This is a genomic window from Streptomyces sp. NPDC127177 (genome assembly GCF_042672475.1).
GTDB lineage: Bacteria > Actinomycetota > Actinomycetes > Streptomycetales > Streptomycetaceae > Streptomyces.
This window is the reverse complement of record NZ_JBHXUW010000092.1, coordinates 3,273-21,342: the sequence shown is the minus strand read 5'-3', so window position 1 is coordinate 21,342 and position 18,070 is coordinate 3,273. Positions and strand designations below refer to the sequence as shown.

Sequence of the window (18,070 nt, the reverse complement as noted above, 5' to 3'; positions counted from 1 at the left end):
GTCCGGGGCGGCGGCTCCGGGCCACCGCCCCGGACCCCGCCCGCCCCGGGCCACCGCGTCCTCACCCCACGGAGCTGTAGGCCACCACTCCCCGCAGCACCTCGTCGACCGCCTTCCGAGCGCTCCGGCCCACCGAACTGCCCTCACGAGGCGCCGCGGCCGCCACCTGCCCCAGCACATCGATCACCTGCTTGCACCACCGCACGAAGTCCCCCGCCGGCATCTCGGCCTCGCGCAGCACCTCGTCCAGCGTCCGGCCGGACGCCCACATGTACACCGCCCAGGCGAATCCGAGATCGGGTTCGCGCTGTCCGACCCCCTCCGCCTGATTGATCTTGAAGTCCTCCTCCAGGGCATCGAGCCGCCCCCAGATCCGGACCATCTCGCCCATCGCGGTCTTGGCCGGTCCGGACGGCAGCTTCGGCGCCACCGCATCGTCGGACTGCCGTGCCTCGTAGACCAACGCCGAGACGCATGCCGCGAGTTCGGCGGGGTTGAGGCCCTCCCAGACACCCGCGCGCAGGCACTCGCTCGCCAGCAGGTCCAACTCGCCGTAGAGCCGGGCGAGCCGCCGCCCGTGCTCGGTCACCTCGCTGCCCCGCAGGTAGTCGAGTTCGGTCAGCAGGGCCACGATCCGGTCGAAGGTCCGGGCGATCGTGTTGGTGCGCCCCTCGATGCGGCGCTCCAGCTGCTGGGTGTCCCGCTGGAGCCTGTGGTACCGCTCGGCCCACCGGGCATGGTCCTCGCGCTCGGCGCACCCGTGGCAGGGGTGCGCGCGCAACTCGGCCCGGTAGCGCGCGATCTCGCGGTCGTCGGCCGCGACGGACCGCTCCTTGCGGTGCCGCTCCGGCACGATGTGCCCGGCCTTGGTGCGCAGCGCGGACGCCAGATCGCGCCGCGACTGCGGTGAGCGCGGGTTGAACGACTTCGGGACGCGCATCCGCTCCAGCGCCTCCACCGGCACCGGGAAGTCGATCGAGGCGAGCCGCTTGACCTGCCGTTCGGCAGTCAGTACCAACGGCCGCGGCCCGTCGTGGTATTCGAGCCCCCGGTGGCCGTGCCCGTTGGTACGCCCGGCGGGCAGACCCGGGTCCAGGACGAGCGCCAGCCCGGCGAACTTCCCGGTCGGCACATGGATCACGTCGCCGGGCTTGAGCTTCTCCAGGGACGCCGCTGCGGCGGCCCGGCGCTGCGAGGCTCCGTGCTTGGCCAGCTCCGTCTCGCGGTCCTTGAGGTCGCGGCGCAGCCGCGCGTACTCCTCGAAGTCGCCGAGGTGGCAGGTCATTCCCTCCTTGTAGCCCTCCAGGCCCTCCTCGTTCTTCTGGACCTGGCGGGAGATCCCGACCACCGACCGGTCCGCCTGGAACTGTGCGAAGGAGGTCTCCAGCAGTTCGCGCGAGCGGTGCCTGCCGAACTGCTGCACCAGGTTCACGGCCATGTTGTAGGAGGGGCGGAAGCTGGAGCGCAGCGGATACGTACGCGTGCCCGCGAGTCCCGCCAGCGCTCCCGGGTCCATCCCCCGCTGCCAGAGCACTACCGCGTGGCCCTCGACGTCGATCCCGCGCCGGCCGGCCCGGCCGGTCAGCTGGGTGTACTCGCCGGGGGTGATGTCGGCGTGCTGCTCGCCGTTCCACTTGACGAGCTTCTCCAGCACCACGGAGCGGGCGGGCATGTTGATGCCGAGCGCGAGGGTCTCCGTCGCGAAGACCGCCTTGACGAGGCCGCGCACGAAGAGCTCCTCGACGACCTCCTTGAACGTCGGCAGCATGCCGGCGTGGTGCGCGGCGATGCCACGCTCCAGGCCTTCGAGCCATTCGTAGTAGCCGAGGACATGGAGGTCCTCGCTGGGAATGGACGCCGTGCGCGCCTCGACGATCTCCCGGACCAGCCGTCGCTTGTCCTCGTCGTTGAGCCGCAGCCCGGCGGCCAGGCACTGCTGGACGGAGGCCTCGCAGCCGGCCCTGCTGAAGATGAACGTGATGGCGGGCAGCAGCCCCTCGGCGTCCAGCCGGTCGATGACCTCCGGCCTGGAGGGGGTCCAGATCCGGCTCCGCTGGCGCCGCTCACGCTCGCGGTCCGCCTCGCGCACCATCTTTCCGCGCCGGCGCTCGCGCGGGTTGTATCCGCGCTGGTTCTCCATCCGGGCGAGCCGGACGAGGTCGGGGTTGACCTCACGGCGTCCGACCCCGCGGCCGCCGTGGTCGCTCTCCTCCTCGAAGAGGTCGTACATCCGGCGGCCGGCCAGCACGTGCTGCCAGAGCGGCACGGGGCGGTGCTCGGAGACGATCACGGCGGTGTCGCCGCGGACGGTGTCCAGCCAGTCGCCGAACTCCTCCGCGTTGGACACGGTCGCCGACAGCGAAACGAGTGTCACGGATTCGGGCAGGTGGATGATCACTTCCTCCCACACCGCACCCCGGAAGCGGTCGGAGAGGTAGTGCACCTCGTCCATCACCACGTAGCCGAGCCCGGTCAGCGCCTGGGAGCCCGCGTACAGCATGTTGCGCAGCACCTCGGTGGTCATGACGACCACGGGGGCATCGGCGTTGACGCTGTTGTCACCGGTGAGCAGGCCCACCTTGTCCGCGCCGTAGCGCTTGACGAGGTCGGCGAACTTCTGGTTGGAGAGGGCCTTGATCGGCGTGGTGTAGAAGCACTTGCGGCCCTGCTCCAGGGCGAGGTGCACGGCGAACTCGCCGACGATGGTCTTGCCCGATCCGGTCGGGGCCGCGACGAGCACACCCTTGCCCGACTCCAGCGCCGTGCAGGCCTCGATCTGGTAGGGGTCCAGATCGAACTCGTACATCTCGCGGAACGGCCCGAGCGCGGTCGCCTGCTCGGCGGCTCGGATCCGGGAAGCCTGGTATCGCTCAGCTGGTGAGAGGTCCTCTGTCATCTTGTCCACGAGCCTACCCGCCACCTCTGACAGTGACGCGATCTTTAATCGCCCGTGGAAGAACCCGCCCCCAGGACCCTGGCGGCGCCCCGAACGCACGTGGCGGTCAGCGGCAGGGCGCCGAGGGGTTCACCGTCCGCGTACGCGGTGACACCGACGGCTTCGAGCTCGATCGAGGAGACCCGGTGCACGGTGACGGCCGGGTGGCCGAGATGGGTTCCCTTGTAGACCTTGGGGAACACCTTGAGCAGGGTGGTGCGGCTGCACTCGCCGACGACGGTGACGTCGAACAGTCCGTCGTCCATGACGGCGTCCGCGCAGATCCGCATGCCGCCGCCGTACGTCGATCCGTTGCCGACGGCGATCAGCGTCGCCCGGATCTCCCGGACCGGCCCGCCGTCCAGGCTCATGCGATAGGTGAGGGGCCTGAACGCGGCGAGTTCCGCGAGGATCGCCAGGTCGTACTTGAACCGGCCGCCGACCCAGCGCATCCGGTTGCCCCGGTCGTTGACCCGGGAGTCGAAGCCGGAGGCGAGGACGGACCCGAACCACCGGTCGCCGACCCGGCCCAGATCGATCTCGCGGACGACGCTGCCCTTGAGCGCCTCGGCGGCCAGCCGGCCCGCGGCGGCCGGGTCCCGTATCGGCAGACCGAGGGCACGGGCGAAGTCGTTCCCGGTGCCGACGGCCACGACACCCAGCGGGGTCGGCGTCCCGGCGATGGCCTGGAGGGCGAGGGACATCATGCCGTCACCGCCGACGGCTATCAGCGCGCCGGTTCCCCCCGCCACGGCCTCGCGCGCCCGCCGCAACGCGTCGTCGGCATCCTCACCGAGGACCGTACGGACGGAGAATCCGGCGTCCCGCAACGCGGAAGCGGCCGGCTGCGCGGCACGCGCGCCCCGGCCGCGTCCTGCGGTGGGATTGACGAAAAGAGTGATCTCGCTGGTCACCCGGGGGACCTTACAAGGTCAGGTGATGTCGTCGTAACCGTTCACCCGGTCACGGTCCGAGGACGCCTGCGCGGGCAGCGATCCGCGCGCGGAGACCGACTCGGTCTCGTCGATGTCCTCGGGGGTGAGGTCCAGGTCCGAGGCCTCGTCGTCGGCCGGGCCTCCGGAGGCCCGCAGCGCCTTGCGGCGGTCGTTGAGGAGCGAGATCACGGTGGCGACGAAGTAGAGCACCCAGATCGGACCGGCGAGGGCCAGCATGGTGAGCGGATCCGTGCTGGGGGTCGCCAGTGCGGCGAACACCGTGATGCCCATGATCATGCCGCGCCACCAGCCGAGCATGCGCTTGCCCGTGACGATCCCGACGAAGTTCAGCATCACCAGGAACAGCGGAAGCTCGAAGGAGAGCCCGAAGACGACCACCATGCGTGTGATGAGGTCCAGCAGGTCGTCCAGCGGCAACTGGTTGTCCAGGCCCTCCGGCGAGAAGCCCAGCAGCACCCTGGCCATCGTCGGCAGCGTCTTGTAGGCGAAGAATCCGCCCGCGAGGAACAGCGGGAAGCCCGCCCCGACGAAGCCGAGCGAGTACTTCTTCTCGTGCTTGTGCAGGCCGGGCGCGACGAAGGCCCAGAGCTGGTAGAGCCAGATCGGCGAGGACAGGACGATTCCCGCCATCAGCGAGACCTTGAGCGCGAGGGTGAACGGCGTCAGAAGGCCGTTGAGGACGATGCGCGCACAGGTGACGCTGGTCTGCGTCTGTTGCCTCTGCGTCAGCTCGGCGAAGCTGAACTCGCAGCCGACCGACTTCAGTACGGGATCGGTGAAGAACTCGATGATCCCCTTGTAGAAGAACGCGGCGACGATGGTCACGAGGACGATCCCCAGCAACGCCTTCGTCAGTCGGTTACGCAGCTCACGCAGGTGCTCCACCAGAGGCATGCGGCCCTCTGGATCCGTCTCCTGTGTGCGGGCAGACTTGAGCAACCCACGTCCTCATCTCGTGCAGCAGGCCGTCACCGGTCAGGACGCCTGCATCGGCCCGGTTTGTCAGCGCTTGGTCGTCGAATCGGTCGGCTCAGCGACCGGACGGGAGCTGGTGACATCACCGGGGGCGGCCTGGATGGTGCGCGGGGCGGCCTGGTCCTGAGCGGCGTCGTCAGCGGCAGGCTCGGCCGGGGTGGCCGACGGGCCGCCCTCGGACTTCATCGCCTTGGCCTCGCTCTTGAGGATGCGGGCCGACTTGCCGAGCGAGCGAGCCATGTCCGGAAGCTTCTTCGCGCCGAACAGCAGAACAATGACGACGAGGATCAGGATGATCTCGGGAGCGCCGAGCCTTCCGAACATATGCGTGTACCTTCTCACCGAGGCAGCAGGGGTGGGGCGGACCGAGCGTCGGACGGACGTCCGATCGTCGTACTGTCAGCGATCGTATCCCGCACGAGTAAACGCAGGGCAATACCCGCGCATCTATGCGATTACGGCCCATGCCTCGCTCACAGGGCCGTCACCAGCAGCGTACCCCCCGGAACCGGGAAACAGGAGGCCGCGCCCGCTCCGATCGAACGGCCCTAGCGCAGGGTTTCACCCGTGGCCGCGAGATCCGTGGCCGCGCGCTCCAGGTCCTCGGCCGCCCGGTTGATGCGGTCCGTGGTACGTGTCACCTGGTGACCGAGCCGCTGGGCCTCGATGAAGACCTTGATGGCCAGCACGCCCAGGACGGCGATCCCGAGGAATCCCAGGGCGATGGCGAGCATGGGCCAGAACATGCGCAGAGCCTCGATGTTTCTCGTGTCCGGATGTGGTTCCTGATGCCGGACGCCGGTGTGGTTCCGGACGCCGGTGTGGTTCTAGACACCGGTGTGCAGGCGCAGCGTCCGCACGCCGCCGCCCGTGAGGAGCTCGATTATCCGCTCCCCCGCGGGCCTGCGGGCGGCGGCGTGGCACTCGGGACAGGTGAAGGAGTAGAACGTCGTCCGGCTGGTGGCGCCGATCGCGAGCCGGATGGCGCCCGCCGCCAGCTCGAACCGCGCACGGCAGTCCGGGCAGGCGGCCCGGAACCGCACGGACTCGGGAACGACGACGGTCGTCACGGAGGAAACTCCCGACACAGCAGACATATTGCCCATATCTCCTCGAGCGCCTCTCAGGCCGGGCCGTCGTAGGCGGCGAGTGCCGCACGGGCCGCCCGCTGTGCGCTCTGCGCCAGCTCCGGCGGCGAGACGATCCGCCCCTCACCGCCGAGACGCAGAGCGAGGCGGCGCAGCGAGACGGGGTCGGGGGTCCGCAGGGTGATCCGCAGACCGCCGTCGGCCAGCTCGTGCGCGCTGTCGTGCGGGTAGTACTCGGCGACCCAGCGCCCGCCGGGGCCGACCTCGACCACCACCTCCGGGTCCTCCGCCGCCGGCTGGACCAGCCCCTCCGACAGATCGCGCAGCTCCAGCTCGGGCGGTGCGGCCGGCTCGTCGAGCAGCCGGATCTCGGCGACCCGGTCGAGGCGGAACGTGCGCCGGTCCTCGGAGGACCGGCACCAGGCCTCCATATAGGTGTGCCCCACGGCGAAGAGCCGGATCGGGTCCACCTCGCGCTCGGTGAGCTCGTCGCGCGCGGGCGAGTAGTAGCGCAGCCAGAGCCGGCGCCGCTCGGAGATCGCCCGGTCCACGTCGGCGAAGACACCGCCCTCGGACTCAAAGGTGACGGAGAGCCGGGAGCTCGCCGCTCCGACCTCACCGGCGGCGGCCTCCAGCTTGGCGGTGGCGCGCAGCAGTGCCTGCCGGTCGCTCTCGCGCAGTCCGGGCAGCGTCGCGACCGCGCGGGCTGCGACCAGCAGGGCCGTCGCCTCGTCGGCGGCGAGCCGCAGGGGCTCGGCGACGTCGTCCGGGTTGTGCCACCAGATCCGGTCGCCGTCGGTGTCGATGTCCAGGAGGTCTCCGCCGCGGAAGCTGGTTCCGCACATGGGGAGGACGTCGAGATCCGAGATGAGCTCGTCCTCGGTGATCCCGAAGGCCCGTGCCACGTCCTGGACATGGGCGCCGGGGCGCTCACGCAGATACGTCACCAGGGAGAGCATCCGGCGGGTCTGGTCGATGGCGTTCGTGGCCATGGTTTCGGTCCCCTCAGTCCTTGGCCACGGCACGCAGCCGGTCCACCACGTCGGCCCGCAGATCAGCAGGTTCCTGTACGACGACGTCCGGGCCGAACTCGACGAGCCAGGCGTCCAGACCGTGTCCGTACGGGATCTCCAACTCCTCCCACCCGTCACCGAGTTCCCGGACCGATATCGCCCGGGCCCGCAGCGGGTAGCCGGAGTCGGCCCGCAGCCTGATCAGGGCGGTGCGGGTGGCCGTCTCACCGGCCCAGCTCTCGACCGTCTCGCGGACGGTGACGACGTCGGGCACCTCGGCGGTGAACGCACCGGCCCGGGAGCGCACCTTGCCGGCGATCCGGGAGAGCCGGAACACCCGCTCGGCGCCTCGTTCCCGGTCCCAGCCGGCCAGGTACCAGTGGCCGCGCCAGCACTCCAGCGTCCACGGTTCGACCTGGCGCTGCTCGGGCCGGGCGGCATTGGCCTTGCGGTAGTCGAAGGTCACCGGCCGGCGGTCCCGGCAGGCCAGCATCAGCGGCTCGAACGCGGCCTCGTGGACGGGGATGCGGGGCTCCAGGGCACTGTGCACCTCGTAGGCGTCCTCGGTCTCCGGCATGCCGGCCGCCCGCAGCTTCTGCAGGGCCCCACTGGCCGCGCCGGCCAGCCGGGCCTGCTGCCAGACCTTCGCGGCCAGCCCGAGCGCGGCGGCCTCCTCGGCGTCCAGCGTGATCGGGGGCAGCCGGTTGCTGTCCCGGCGGGCGAGGTAGCCGGTGTCGCCGTCCAGGTTCTCCACGGTCTCGATGACCAGACCGAGCTCGCGCAGATCGTCCTTGTCGCGCTCGAACATCCGGTTGAAGGCGTCGTCGGAGCCCGCCTCCAGGTAGGCCTCGATGGAACCGCGCAGTTCGCGCTTGCTGAGCGGGCGCCGGGTTCCCAGCAGACACAGTGCCAGGTTCATCAGCCGCTCGGCCTTGGCAATCGCCATCGACGCCCTTTCTGTTTTGCTCTACGACCCTCGACCGTACCGCTCCGGGGTGTCCGGACGAAAGCGAGGGCCCGTGCCTTGCGGCACGGGCCCTCGGATCGCACAGCTGCGGGATCAGACAGCGACCAGGTCACAGACGAAGATCAGCGTCTCGCCCGGGGCGATGGCGCGACCGGCGCCGCGGTCACCGTACGCAAGGTGCGCGGGAATGGTCAGCTGGCGACGGCCGCCGACCTTCATGCCCTGCACGCCCTTGTCCCAGCCCGCGATGACCTGTCCGGCACCGAGCTGGAACTGGAGCGGGGTGCCACGGTTCCAGGAGGCGTCGAACTCCTCACCGGTGGAGAAGGACACGCCCACGTAGTGGACGGAGACCGTCTGGCCGGCCTGGGCGACCGGGCCGTCGCCTTCCCAGATCTCCTTGATCTCCAGGTCGGCCGGCGGCTCGCCACCCGGGAAGTCGATCTCGGGCTTGTCGATGCTCACTGACTTGCTCCTCTAAATGATGAACTGGGCAACCGGGACAGTCTTACATCTTCGCCAGGATGTCCACGGCGAAGACGAGCGTCGACTTCGCGGGCACGGACTGCTGTGCCTTGTCACCGAGGCCCTGGTCCGGCGGGATGACGAGCAGCACCCGGCTGCCGATCTTCTTTCCGACCAGGCCGTTCTTGAGCCCCTTGAGCGTGACCTGGGCCAGCGGGAAGGTCTGCGTCTTGCCCGTCGCGTAGGTGCTGTCGAACGTCTTGCCGTCCTTCCACAGCAGACCCACGTAGTTCACGACGACGCTGTCGGTCCCCTTGATGACGTCGCCCTTGGACTCCAGGACGTAGTTGGAGACCAGCTTCTTCGGCGGGTCGACCTTGCTGGGGATCTTGACGGACGGCGCCTTGCCGTCCGTCTTGGTGCCCACCTTCGGCAGGTCCATGTTGTCCTGTGCGACCTCGCTGCCCTTGGCGGACGCGGGGATCTCCTTCGCCTTCAGGATGTCGACGACGAAGACGAGGGTGGAGTTGGCCTTGATGTCGCCCTGGGCCTGATCGCCGTAACCGAGGTCCGGCGGAATGACGAGCTCGACCCTGCTGCCGACCTTCTGGCCGACCAGACCCTTGTCCCAGCCCTGGATGACCATGCCGGCGCCGAGCGTCAGATCGAACGGCTGCTTGCGGTCGAAGCTGTTGTCGAACGGCTTGGTGGAGTCCCAGGCCTGCCCCAGGTAGTTGACCTGGATCGCGTCGCCGTTCTTGAGCTTCGCACCGTCGCCCTCGCTGACGACGTTGGTCTTCAGCTCCTTGGGCGGCGTTCCGCTGCCCTTGGCCAGGGTGGGCTTCTCGCCGAACTTCGCGCCGGAGGTGATGGCGGGGAGGCCACCCTTGGACGGGGCGGACGCGGAGGCGGAAGCGGAGTCGGAGCCCTTGTCGTCGCTGCCGCAGGCCGCTGACAGCAGCAGCAGGGGGACGACTAGAAGGCCGGCAAGTCGGCGCACTGGTTCCTCAGATCTCAGACGACACATGTGTGGGGACGCGCCCCGGGGGGTCCACGACACTCTAGGGCGTGGCAAGGGCCCCGCACGAGGAACGTACGGGGCCCGAGTCGCGCCGGGGCCTGTGACATGCCCGGGAGAGCCGAGGAGCGTTCCGCGCCGGCTCACATACCCGCGATCAGCTTCTCCACTCGGTCGTCCACGGAACGGAACGGGTCCTTGCACAACACCGTCCGCTGGGCCTGGTCGTTGAGCTTGAGATGGACCCAGTCGACGGTGAAGTCCCGCCGCTGTTCCTGGGCCCGGCGGATGAAGTCGCCGCGCAACCGCGCCCTGGTGGTCTGCGGGGGCACCGACTTGCCCTCGAAGATCTTCAGGTCGTTGCAGACGCGGGCGGCCTGCCCCTTGCGCTCCAGCAGGTAGTACAGGCCCCGGCGGCGGTGGATGTCGTGGTAGGCGAGGTCTATCTGGGCGACCCGCGGATTCGACATGGTCATGTTGTGCTTGGCCCGGTACCGCTCCAGGAGCTTGTACTTCATGACCCAGTCGATCTCGGTACCGATCCGGTCGAGGTCCTCGGCCTCGATCGCGTCGAGCGTACGGCCCCACAGTTCGAGGACCCTCTCGACATTGCCCGTGCGGATGCCGCGGCGGTCGACGAAGTCCACGGCCTTCTCGTAGTACTCGCGCTGCACCTCGATGGCGGACGCCTCGCGGCCACTGGCGAGGCGCACCTTGCGCTGCCCCGTGATGTCGTGACTGACCTCCCGGATCGCCCGGATGGGGTTCTCCAGTGTCAGGTCCCGCATCACCGTGCCCGCCTCGATCATGCGGAGCACCAGGTCGGTCGCGCCGACCTTGAGCAGCATGGTCGTCTCGGACATGTTCGAGTCACCGACGATGACGTGGAGGCGGCGGTACCGCTCCGCGTCCGCGTGCGGTTCGTCCCGGGTGTTGATGATCGGACGGGAGCGCGTCGTCGCGGAACTGACGCCTTCCCAGATGTGCTCGGCACGCTGGCTGACGCAGTACACGGCACCCCGTGGGGTCTGCAGCACCTTGCCGGCCCCGCAGATCAGCTGCCTCGTGACGAGGAAGGGAATGAGGATGTCCGCGAGCCGGGAGAATTCTCCGTGCCGGGCCACGAGGTAGTTCTCATGGCATCCGTAGGAGTTTCCAGCCGAGTCGGTGTTGTTCTTGAAGAGATAGACGTCGCCCGCGATTCCCTCCTCGTGCAGGCGGCGTTCGGCGTCGACAAGCAGGCCTTCGAGAATGCGCTCGCCGGCCTTGTCGTGAGTGACCAGTTCGGTCAGGTTGTCGCATTCGGGGGTTGCATATTCCGGATGCGATCCCACGTCGAGGTAGAGGCGGGCGCCGTTCCGCAGAAAGACATTGCTGCTGCGGCCCCATGACACAACACGGCGGAAGAGGTAGCGCGCCACTTCATCAGGAGACAGTCGGCGCTGTCCCCTGAACGTGCACGTGACGCCGTACTCGTTCTCCAGCCCGAAAATGCGGCGGTCCATGACTGAACATTACGCCTTATGGACCGAGCTGAAACCGGGTTCGACGGCACCGTTTCGATCATTTTCCGATCCTCGCACCGCAACGGCACTACGCCCGGGAGCTGCGAGGACCCTTCCGGTGGCCGGCGGAACCTCCGGCGCCGCCACTCCACCGGCCCCGGCGGGCGGCCGTGTCACGGTGCCGGTCCCGGAGACCCGGATGCGCCGGAGGGGGCGGTCCGGCCCGTCGGACCGTCAGGCGTACGGCTCCGGGGAGGCTCCGCCCGCTGCGCCGACGCCGTCCGCTTGCGGATGCGTTGGCGCCGCACTGGCCGCGCACAGGAACCCCGCCGGGGCTTGCGTCACGCCTGGGGGTCCGCGCGCAATCCGGGTTCGACCGCACCCTCGCGGTCCCCCTCCGCTCCACGGGACGCGACCACACTGTGTCCGGGGACCGCGAGGACCCTTCCGGTGGCCAGCAGCACCAGCAGCGCCGCCAATCCGCCGGCCCCCGCGACGGCGAAGCTCCACGCCGTCCCGCCCAGCTCCACGGCCGGGCCCGCCACGGCGGTTCCGGCCGCCGCCCCCACCCCGAACGTGGTCACGAGCCAGGAGAAGGCCTCCGTCACCGTGCCGCTCGGGGCGTGCCGGTCGACCACGATGAACGAGCAGGCGATCGCAGGGGCCAGGAACACCCCGGCGACACCCGCCAGCACGGTCATCGTCACCACTCCGGGAGTCAGCGTCAGTGGCAGGTAGCCGAGCGCCAGCAGCGCCACGATCACCCGCAGCCGACGCTCCGGCGGCCCCGCCCACTGCCGTGCCCCGTACACCGAACCGCCGATCAGCGCACCGAGTCCCAGGGCCGCCATCAGCCACCCGTAGACGGACTCCTGGCCGTGGTCGTCGGCGTAGGCGACACCCGCCACGGTGATGGAGCCGAGCGCCAGTCCGACGAAGAAGAAGGCGCCGAGGAGCGCCAGCAGCCCCGGCGAGCGGAGCGCGCCCAGCCAGTGCGCCTCGCGCGGAGCTGAACGCCACGTCCTGGACGGCTCGGACAGCACGACGGACAGCGCCCCCAGAACCCCGATCGCGTTGATGACGAGCAGGGCGGCGGCGGGCGACCAGAGGGCGACCAGCAGGGTCACCAGCAGCGGCCCCACCGTGAACATGACCTCCTGCGCGACGGCGTCCATGGCGTACGCCCGGTGCACCCGGTCCTCGCTGCCGAGGACACTCGGCCACAGGGCCCGCAGACCACCCTCCAGGGGCGGTGTCGCCACCCCCGCCACCGCGACGGCCGCGTACGCGAGCGGCAGCGTCCCGAACCCCACCACCGCGAGCAGCGCCATGCCGAGGGCGGACAGCACCGCGGCGGGCAGCTGGACGCGCGGCTGGCCGTACAGGTCCACGGCACGGCCCAGCAGCGGCTGTCCGACGGCCGTGCCCAGGCCGTACACCGCGGCGAGCGCGCCCGCGAGCGCGTAGCTGCCGCCCTCCGCGCGGGTGAACAGCACGATCGCGATGGGGGCGGTGCCGTTCGGCAGCCGCCCCACCAGGGTTCCCGTCAGCAGCCGGGCGGCGTGCCGCGCCCGGAGGATGTCCAGATATCCCGCGGCCATGTCCCGCCCCTCTCCCCGGGACGCCCTTTCGGCCACCCTAGGTTTTACGTATAACTTCCGGGTTCATACGTACCATGTGTCCAGTCCGCAGGTCCACCGCACGTCGTCCTGCACCGACCGGCCCGGAGGCCCGAGTGACCAGCCCAGCACAGCCCGCCCCGTCCCGGCCCACCAGCCGTGACGTGGCACGGGCCGCAGGCGTCTCGCAGGCCACCGTCTCCCTGGTGCTCGGCGGCAAATGGCGCGGCCGGGTGTCCGGAGCCACCGCGGAACGGGTGCGGGAGGCCGCCCACGACCTCGGCTACCGGCCGAATCTCGCCGCCCGCAATCTGCGCCTTGGCCGCACCAGGACCGCGCTGCTCGTCGTCCCCGCGCTCACCAACGAGTTCTTCGCCCGGGTGTACACGGGGGCCGCCGCGGTCGCCGCCGAGCACGGCTTCGGCGTCGTGCTCTACCCCTCACCGGACGGCACGGGCCCGGCCCGGGACCCCTTCGCCTCGGCCCGCGCCGCTCTCGACGGAGTCATCGCCTCGTCCATGGCCGCCGACGCGCTGGGCGCCCTGCACGGCGCCGATCTGCCGCTGGTCATGCTCGACAGCGACCCATCGGCCCCCGGCCCGGCGGCCAGGGTCAACCTCGATGTCGCCGACGGGATGCGCCAGGTGACGGAGCACCTGCTCGCCCTCGGCCACCGCCGCTTCGTCCATCTCGCGTCGGCGGTCGACACCTGGACGTTCGCCGTCCGCGCCGAGGCCGTCCAGGAGGCATTGCGCGGCGTCCCGGGCACCGACGTACGCACCGTCCCGGCCGCGCTGGACGTACGGGCCGGCCGCGAGGCGGTGGAACGCGCGCTGGCCCTCCCCGGGCCCCGCCCCACCGCCATCGTCTGCGACGACGACATCCTGGCCGCGGGCGCCTGCAAGGCCGCCCGCCGGCTCGGGCTGCGGGTTCCGGACGACCTCTCCGTCACCGGCTTCGACGATCTGGCCCTGGCCACGGCGGTGGAGCCGGAACTCACCACCGTTCAGCTGCCCGCCGAACAGGTCGGTGAGCGCGGCATGCGCGCTCTGCTGGCCGTCCTGGAGGGCCGCACGGCCGAAACGGGCAGCCTGCCGGTGCACCTGGTGGTGCGCGGCTCGTCCGCTCCCCCGCCCGCGGGCGGCGACTCCCGCTCATGACAGGTGCCCGGCCCGCCGAGGAGGCGGACCGGGGACCGGGCACGGTGGAAGGTGCTACTCCACGTCCCCACCTGAATCGGTGGAGTCGGTGGAATCGGCCGACTCGCCGGACTTCGCGGAATCGCCGGAGTCGGTGACGGCCTTCTTCCCACCCGACTTGGCGGTGGGAGTCGCCGCGGAGGTGGTGTCGTCGCCGTCCTCAGTGTCCGAGGGCGCGTCCGTCGGCGTCGAGCCGGCGCCGTCCGCCTCCAGCAGCCGGGCGAGCTGCCGGCCGACGATCCGCTTGAACTTGCGCTGCTGCGGCCTCGTACGGTCCAGGACCGCGACCTCCAGCCGCTCCGCGGGGATCTCCCGCTCGCTGCCGTTGGGATCGCGGGACAGCGCCTGCACCGCCAGCTTCAGCGCCTCGGCCAGCGACATCCCGTCCCGGTGCCGCTGGTCCAGGAAGGTGCTGATCTGCTCCGCGTTGCCGCCGACCGCGACCGAGCCGTGCTCGTCCACGATCGATCCGTCGTGCGGCAGCCGGTAGATCTGGTCGCCGTCCGCCGCCGCGCCCACCTCGGCGACCACCAGCTCCACCTCGTACGGCTTCTCGGCCGCACTGGAGAAGATGGTGCCGAGCGTCTGCGCGTAGACATTCGCCAGTCCACGGGCCGTCACATCGTCACGGTCATAGGTGTATCCACGCAGATCGGCGTAGCGCACACCGCCGATGCGGAGATTCTCGTACTCGTTGTACTTACCGGCGGCGGCGAAACCGATCCGGTCATAGATCTCGCTGAACTTGTGCAGCGCACGGGACGGGTTCTCGCCGACGAACACAATGCCGTCGGTGTACTGCAGCACAACCAGGCTGCGACCACGGGCGATGCCCTTCCGGGCGTATTCCGCCCGGTCGGCCATGGCCTGCTGAGGTGAGACATAGAACGGCGTCGACACCGGCTATCCGTCCCTTTCTGTCAGTGACAAGAGCATCGAAGAAGCCTGGGAACGAGGGGTCAGAGCAGCTCGGCGCGCGGGCCGTCGGGCTGTACGAGCCGCCGCTCCAGAACCGAGCGGGCAATCTCCGCCGAATCCGTCTCGGTCAGCTTCCGGAAACCCTCGTCGGTGATGACGGTGACGATCGGATAGATCCGCCGGGCCACGTCCGGTCCACCGGTCGCCGAGTCGTCGTCCGCCGCGTCGTACAGCGCCTGCACGACCAGAGTGAGTGTCTGCTCCTCCGTCAGGTCCTCGCGGTAGAGCTTCTTCATGGAGTTGCGCGCGAAGATCGATCCGGAGCCGGTGGACGCGTACCCCTGCTCCTCGGAACGGCCCCCCGTGACGTCGTACGAGAAGATCCGGCCGCGCTCCCGGTCGACGTCGTAGCCGGCGAAGAGCGGCACCACGGCGAGCCCCTGCATGGCCATCGCCAGGTTGCTCCGGATCATCGTGGAGAGCCTGTTGGCCTTGCCCTCCAGGGAGAGCTGGGCACCCTCGACCTTCTCGAAGTGCTCCAGCTCGAGCTGGAAGAGCTTGACCATCTCGACGGCCAGACCGGCCGTACCGGCGATGCCCACCGCCGAGTACTCGTCGGCCGGGAAGACCTTCTCGATGTCGCGCTGCGCGATCATGTTGCCCATGGTCGCCCGCCGGTCACCGGCCAGGACCACGCCACCGGGAAACGACGCCGCGACGATCGTCGTCCCGTGCGGGGCCTCGATGGCCCCCTTCAAGGGCGGCAGTTGCCGGTTGCCCGGCAGCATCGCGGGCGACTGGTCGGTCAGGAAGTCCATGAAGGAGGACGATCCCGGCGTCAGGAAGGCAGCTGGTAGACGCCCGGTGCTACGAGTGTTGGCTTCCACGCGTTTCCCTCCAGGTAAGCGACGGCCCTGCGCAAGGTGTCAGGATCGTCTCCCAACTTGCCGATGGCCGAATTGCAGTTGAAGCACGGTACGTCTCGGACCCTACCCGTCTCATGGCAGTGATCCACATGTACGGCAGGAGCAGCCGGACAGATCGTGCGGGCACCCGGCCGCGACGGCATCACGCCCTCGTGCCGGGCCCGGCACGCGCCGTGCCGGGCTTCCGGCGGTGCCGGTGGTGCGAGGCGCTGGGAGCGGCCACGCACTGCCGGCACCGCGGTCGCAGCCCGTCACACCGAGACCCTGCCCGACGCGAAGCACGGGTGCGGCGACTCCCTGGTACAGCCGGAGCGCCACTTCGCCTCGCGCGATTCGGACATGGGCGCCTTACTGCCCGCCCTTTTGGACGAAACTTCTCACGAAGTCCTCGGCATTGGCCTCGAGGACGTCATCGATCTCGTCGAGAACGTCGTCGACGTCGTCGCTCAGCTTCTCCTGCCGGTCCTTGAGGTCCTCGGAGCCCTGCGCGTCCTGCGCCTGCTCCTCGGTCTCCTCGGTGGAGCGCGTCGCCTTCTGCTGTCCGCCGCCGGTGTCCTTGGTCGCCATATAGCTCACCCCGCTCGGTTCGAAGCACTTGATCAGACCCTACCTACGGGGTCCGACATTGGCCCGGTACTTGTCTCAACGTCCGGAGGTCATCGGAATGATTCCCAGTCGGCGGCCCTTTCAGCCGCCCGTCAGCACCCGGACCAGCTCTTCCGCGGTACGACAGCGGTCCAGGAGCTCCTTGACGTGGTCGCGGGTGCCCCGGAGCGGTTCCATGGTGGGTACCCGCTGCAACGAGTCGTGACCCGGAAGATCGAAGATGACCGAATCCCAGGAGGCCGCGGCGACGTCGTCCGCGTACTGCTCCAGGCAGCGGCCGCGGAAATACGCCCTGGTGTCCTCCGGAGGCGCCGTACGGGCCTGCTCGACCTCGTTCTCGTCCAGCAGGCGCTTCATCCTGCCGCGGGCCGCCAGACGGTTGTACAGGCCCTTGTCCGGCCGCACGTCGGCGTACTGGAGGTCCACCAGGTGCAGGCGGGGCGCGTCCCAGTCGAGGTCGTCACGGCGGCGGTAGCCCTCCATGAGCTCCCGCTTGGCGACCCAGTCCAGCTCCCCGGACAGGCTCATCGGATCGCTCTCCAGCCGGTTGAGCGTGTCCTCCCAGCGGGCCAGGACGTCCTTGGTCTGCTCGTCGGCGTCGGCCCCGTACTTTTCCTCGACGTACTTGCGGCCGAGCTCGAAGTACTCCATCTGGAGCTGTACCGCTGTGAGTGTCCGGCCGCTGCGCAGAGTGATCAGCTGCTGGAGATCCGGGTCGTGGGAGACCTGGTGCAGGGTGCGCACCGGCTGGTCGACGGCCAGGTCGACGTTGATGAAGCCGTCCTCGATCATGGAGAGGACCAGTGAGGTGGTGCCCAGCTTGAGATAGGTGGAGATCTCCGAGAGGTTCGCGTCGCCGATGATCACATGCAGCCGGCGGTACTTCTCGGCGTCCGAGTGCGGCTCGTCGCGGGTGTTGATGATGGGGCGCTTGAGCGTGGTCTCCAGGCCGACCTCGACCTCGAAGTAGTCGGACCGCTGGCTGAGCTGGAAGCCGTGCTCGTGGCCGTCCTGGCCGATTCCGACCCGTCCCGCACCGGTGACGACCTGGCGCGAGACGAAGAACGGGGTCAGGTGGCGCACGATGTCCGAGAACGGGGTCTCCCGCTTCATCAGATAGTTCTCGTGCGTGCCGTACGAGGCGCCCTTGTTGTCGGTGTTGTTCTTGTACAGGTGGATCGGCTGGGCGCCCGGCAGCTGGGCCGCGCGCTCGGCGGCCTCCGCCATGATCCGCTCGCCGGCCTTGTCCCAGAGGACCGCGTCCCTGGGGTTGGTGATCTCCGGGGAGCTGTACTCGGGGTGTGCGTGGTCGACGTAGAGCCGTGCCCCGTTGGTGAGGATGACATTGGCCAGGCCGATGTCCTCGTCCGTGAGCTGGCTGGAGTCGGCGGTCTCGCGGGCGAGGTCGAAGCCTCGCGCGTCCCGCAGCGGATTCTCCTCCTCGAAGTCCCAGCGGGCGCGGCGCGCCCGGTGCATCGCCGCCGCGTACGCGTTGACGATCTGGGACGAGGTGAGCATGGCATTGGCGTTGGGGTGGCCGGGCACGGAGATCCCGTACTCCGTCTCGATGCCCATTACTCGCCGTACGGTCATGCGGCCCTCCTTGCCCGGCGGCGCTCCCTTCCGGGAGCGGCGCTCAAGTACCGCTGCTTGTCCGGTGCGTGCGCGGTCTGCCCGTACCCGCACTGCGCGACCGGGCGGTACGCAAGAGCCTAGGGCGCCACTGTGCTGGTGGGGAGATCAATTACGTCATTGCTCCGGTGTCGCCGGAGCTGTCCGGAAAGCAACCGGCTGCGGATGCCCGGCCGGGCATCCGCAGCCGCTCTGCGTTCTACAGGTACTGCCCGGTGTTCGCCACCGTGTCGATCGGGTTCGGCCAC

Annotated in this window: 18 protein-coding genes; 1 reads left to right on the top strand and 17 read right to left on the bottom strand. The window is 69.7% G+C overall.

Going from position 1 to position 18,070, the window contains the following annotated elements:
• Positions 1-61: 61 nt before the first annotated feature.
• From ACFVJX_RS34475 to ACFVJX_RS34420, 12 genes are all read right to left on the bottom strand, one after another.
• A complete protein-coding gene (locus ACFVJX_RS34475) occupies positions 62-2,896 on the bottom strand; it encodes a DEAD/DEAH box helicase (RefSeq protein ID WP_384136268.1) in 2,835 nt (944 codons plus the stop codon).
• Positions 2,897-2,940: 44 nt separating this feature from the next.
• Complete coding sequence (locus ACFVJX_RS34470; RefSeq protein WP_384136231.1) at positions 2,941-3,849, bottom strand: diacylglycerol kinase; 909 nt, start codon at positions 3,847-3,849, stop codon at positions 2,941-2,943.
• An 18-nt stretch (positions 3,850-3,867) separates the two neighbouring features.
• Positions 3,868-4,830, bottom strand: coding sequence for a twin-arginine translocase subunit TatC (gene tatC / locus ACFVJX_RS34465; protein WP_384136233.1), 963 nt, complete (start codon positions 4,828-4,830; stop codon positions 3,868-3,870).
• Positions 4,831-4,893: 63 nt separating this feature from the next.
• Entirely contained in the window at positions 4,894-5,190 is a 297-nt protein-coding gene (gene tatA, locus ACFVJX_RS34460) for a Sec-independent protein translocase subunit TatA (protein ID WP_384136235.1), read from the bottom strand.
• A gap of 224 nt (positions 5,191-5,414) precedes the next feature.
• The gene (locus ACFVJX_RS34455) at positions 5,415-5,612 is read right to left on the bottom strand and encodes a hypothetical protein (protein WP_384136237.1); all 198 of its coding nucleotides are present in this window, start codon (positions 5,610-5,612) and stop codon (positions 5,415-5,417) included.
• An 81-nt stretch (positions 5,613-5,693) separates the two neighbouring features.
• Positions 5,694-5,972 carry a hypothetical protein gene (locus ACFVJX_RS34450; RefSeq protein WP_384136239.1) on the bottom strand — a complete coding sequence of 93 codons (279 nt, stop codon included), beginning with the start codon at positions 5,970-5,972 and terminating at the stop codon, positions 5,694-5,696.
• Between the two features lie 17 nt (positions 5,973-5,989).
• Positions 5,990-6,946 (bottom strand): helix-turn-helix transcriptional regulator, encoded by a 957-nt coding sequence (locus ACFVJX_RS34445; RefSeq protein WP_384136240.1) that lies wholly within the window; start codon positions 6,944-6,946, stop codon positions 5,990-5,992.
• Positions 6,947-6,959: 13 nt separating this feature from the next.
• Entirely contained in the window at positions 6,960-7,913 is a 954-nt protein-coding gene (locus ACFVJX_RS34440; RefSeq protein ID WP_356317442.1) for a WYL domain-containing protein, read from the bottom strand.
• A gap of 114 nt (positions 7,914-8,027) precedes the next feature.
• Positions 8,028-8,399 carry an FKBP-type peptidyl-prolyl cis-trans isomerase gene (locus ACFVJX_RS34435; RefSeq protein ID WP_384136243.1) on the bottom strand — a complete coding sequence of 124 codons (372 nt, stop codon included), beginning with the start codon at positions 8,397-8,399 and terminating at the stop codon, positions 8,028-8,030.
• A 43-nt stretch (positions 8,400-8,442) separates the two neighbouring features.
• On the bottom strand, positions 8,443-9,399 hold the full coding sequence (locus ACFVJX_RS34430; protein ID WP_384136245.1) for an FKBP-type peptidyl-prolyl cis-trans isomerase: 957 nt from the start codon (positions 9,397-9,399) through the stop codon (positions 8,443-8,445).
• Between the two features lie 161 nt (positions 9,400-9,560).
• Positions 9,561-10,922 carry a Pup--protein ligase gene (pafA, locus tag ACFVJX_RS34425; protein ID WP_384136247.1) on the bottom strand — a complete coding sequence of 454 codons (1,362 nt, stop codon included), beginning with the start codon at positions 10,920-10,922 and terminating at the stop codon, positions 9,561-9,563.
• Positions 10,923-11,263: 341 nt separating this feature from the next.
• Complete coding sequence (locus ACFVJX_RS34420) at positions 11,264-12,523, bottom strand: MFS transporter (protein WP_384136249.1); 1,260 nt, start codon at positions 12,521-12,523, stop codon at positions 11,264-11,266.
• A 134-nt stretch (positions 12,524-12,657) separates the two neighbouring features.
• Between ACFVJX_RS34420 and ACFVJX_RS34415 the strand changes: the two genes are divergently transcribed.
• Entirely contained in the window at positions 12,658-13,701 is a 1,044-nt protein-coding gene (locus tag ACFVJX_RS34415; protein WP_384136252.1) for a LacI family DNA-binding transcriptional regulator, read from the top strand.
• A 54-nt stretch (positions 13,702-13,755) separates the two neighbouring features.
• On the opposite strand, the gene prcA is transcribed toward ACFVJX_RS34415, so the two are convergent.
• The 5 genes from prcA to dop all read right to left on the bottom strand — a co-directional run bounded on the left by prcA (position 13,756) and on the right by dop (position 17,783).
• Positions 13,756-14,640 (bottom strand): proteasome subunit alpha, encoded by an 885-nt coding sequence (gene prcA, locus ACFVJX_RS34410; protein WP_384136254.1) that lies wholly within the window; start codon positions 14,638-14,640, stop codon positions 13,756-13,758.
• 59 nt (positions 14,641-14,699) lie between these two features.
• Positions 14,700-15,545 (bottom strand): proteasome subunit beta, encoded by an 846-nt coding sequence (prcB, locus tag ACFVJX_RS34405; protein ID WP_384136256.1) that lies wholly within the window; start codon positions 15,543-15,545, stop codon positions 14,700-14,702.
• Positions 15,497-15,727, bottom strand: coding sequence for an endonuclease domain-containing protein (locus ACFVJX_RS34400; protein WP_384136270.1), 231 nt, complete (start codon positions 15,725-15,727; stop codon positions 15,497-15,499). The genes prcB and ACFVJX_RS34400 overlap by 49 nt, the downstream gene beginning before the upstream one ends.
• 205 nt (positions 15,728-15,932) lie before the next feature.
• Entirely contained in the window at positions 15,933-16,151 is a 219-nt protein-coding gene (locus ACFVJX_RS34395) for a ubiquitin-like protein Pup (protein ID WP_384136258.1), read from the bottom strand.
• Positions 16,152-16,271: 120 nt separating this feature from the next.
• Entirely contained in the window at positions 16,272-17,783 is a 1,512-nt protein-coding gene (dop, locus tag ACFVJX_RS34390; RefSeq protein WP_384136260.1) for a depupylase/deamidase Dop, read from the bottom strand.
• Positions 17,784-18,070 lie beyond the last annotated feature (287 nt).

Coding starts and splice junctions, on each gene's coding strand:
- ACFVJX_RS34395 (WP_384136258.1), bottom strand. CDS start 16,151: ATGGCGACCAAGGACACCGGCGGCGGACAGCAGAAGGCGACGCGCTCC.
- tatA (WP_384136235.1), bottom strand. CDS start 5,190: ATGTTCGGAAGGCTCGGCGCTCCCGAGATCATCCTGATCCTCGTCGTC.
- ACFVJX_RS34440 (WP_356317442.1), bottom strand. CDS start 7,913: ATGGCGATTGCCAAGGCCGAGCGGCTGATGAACCTGGCACTGTGTCTG.
- ACFVJX_RS34455 (WP_384136237.1), bottom strand. CDS start 5,612: ATGTTCTGGCCCATGCTCGCCATCGCCCTGGGATTCCTCGGGATCGCC.
- ACFVJX_RS34445 (WP_384136240.1), bottom strand. CDS start 6,946: ATGGCCACGAACGCCATCGACCAGACCCGCCGGATGCTCTCCCTGGTG.
- ACFVJX_RS34450 (WP_384136239.1), bottom strand. CDS start 5,972: ATGGGCAATATGTCTGCTGTGTCGGGAGTTTCCTCCGTGACGACCGTC.
- ACFVJX_RS34420 (WP_384136249.1), bottom strand. CDS start 12,523: ATGGCCGCGGGATATCTGGACATCCTCCGGGCGCGGCACGCCGCCCGG.
- ACFVJX_RS34475 (WP_384136268.1), bottom strand. CDS start 2,896: ATGACAGAGGACCTCTCACCAGCTGAGCGATACCAGGCTTCCCGGATC.
- dop (WP_384136260.1), bottom strand. CDS start 17,783: ATGACCGTACGGCGAGTAATGGGCATCGAGACGGAGTACGGGATCTCC.
- ACFVJX_RS34400 (WP_384136270.1), bottom strand. CDS start 15,727: ATGCCGTCGCGGCCGGGTGCCCGCACGATCTGTCCGGCTGCTCCTGCC.
- pafA (WP_384136247.1), bottom strand. CDS start 10,922: ATGGACCGCCGCATTTTCGGGCTGGAGAACGAGTACGGCGTCACGTGC.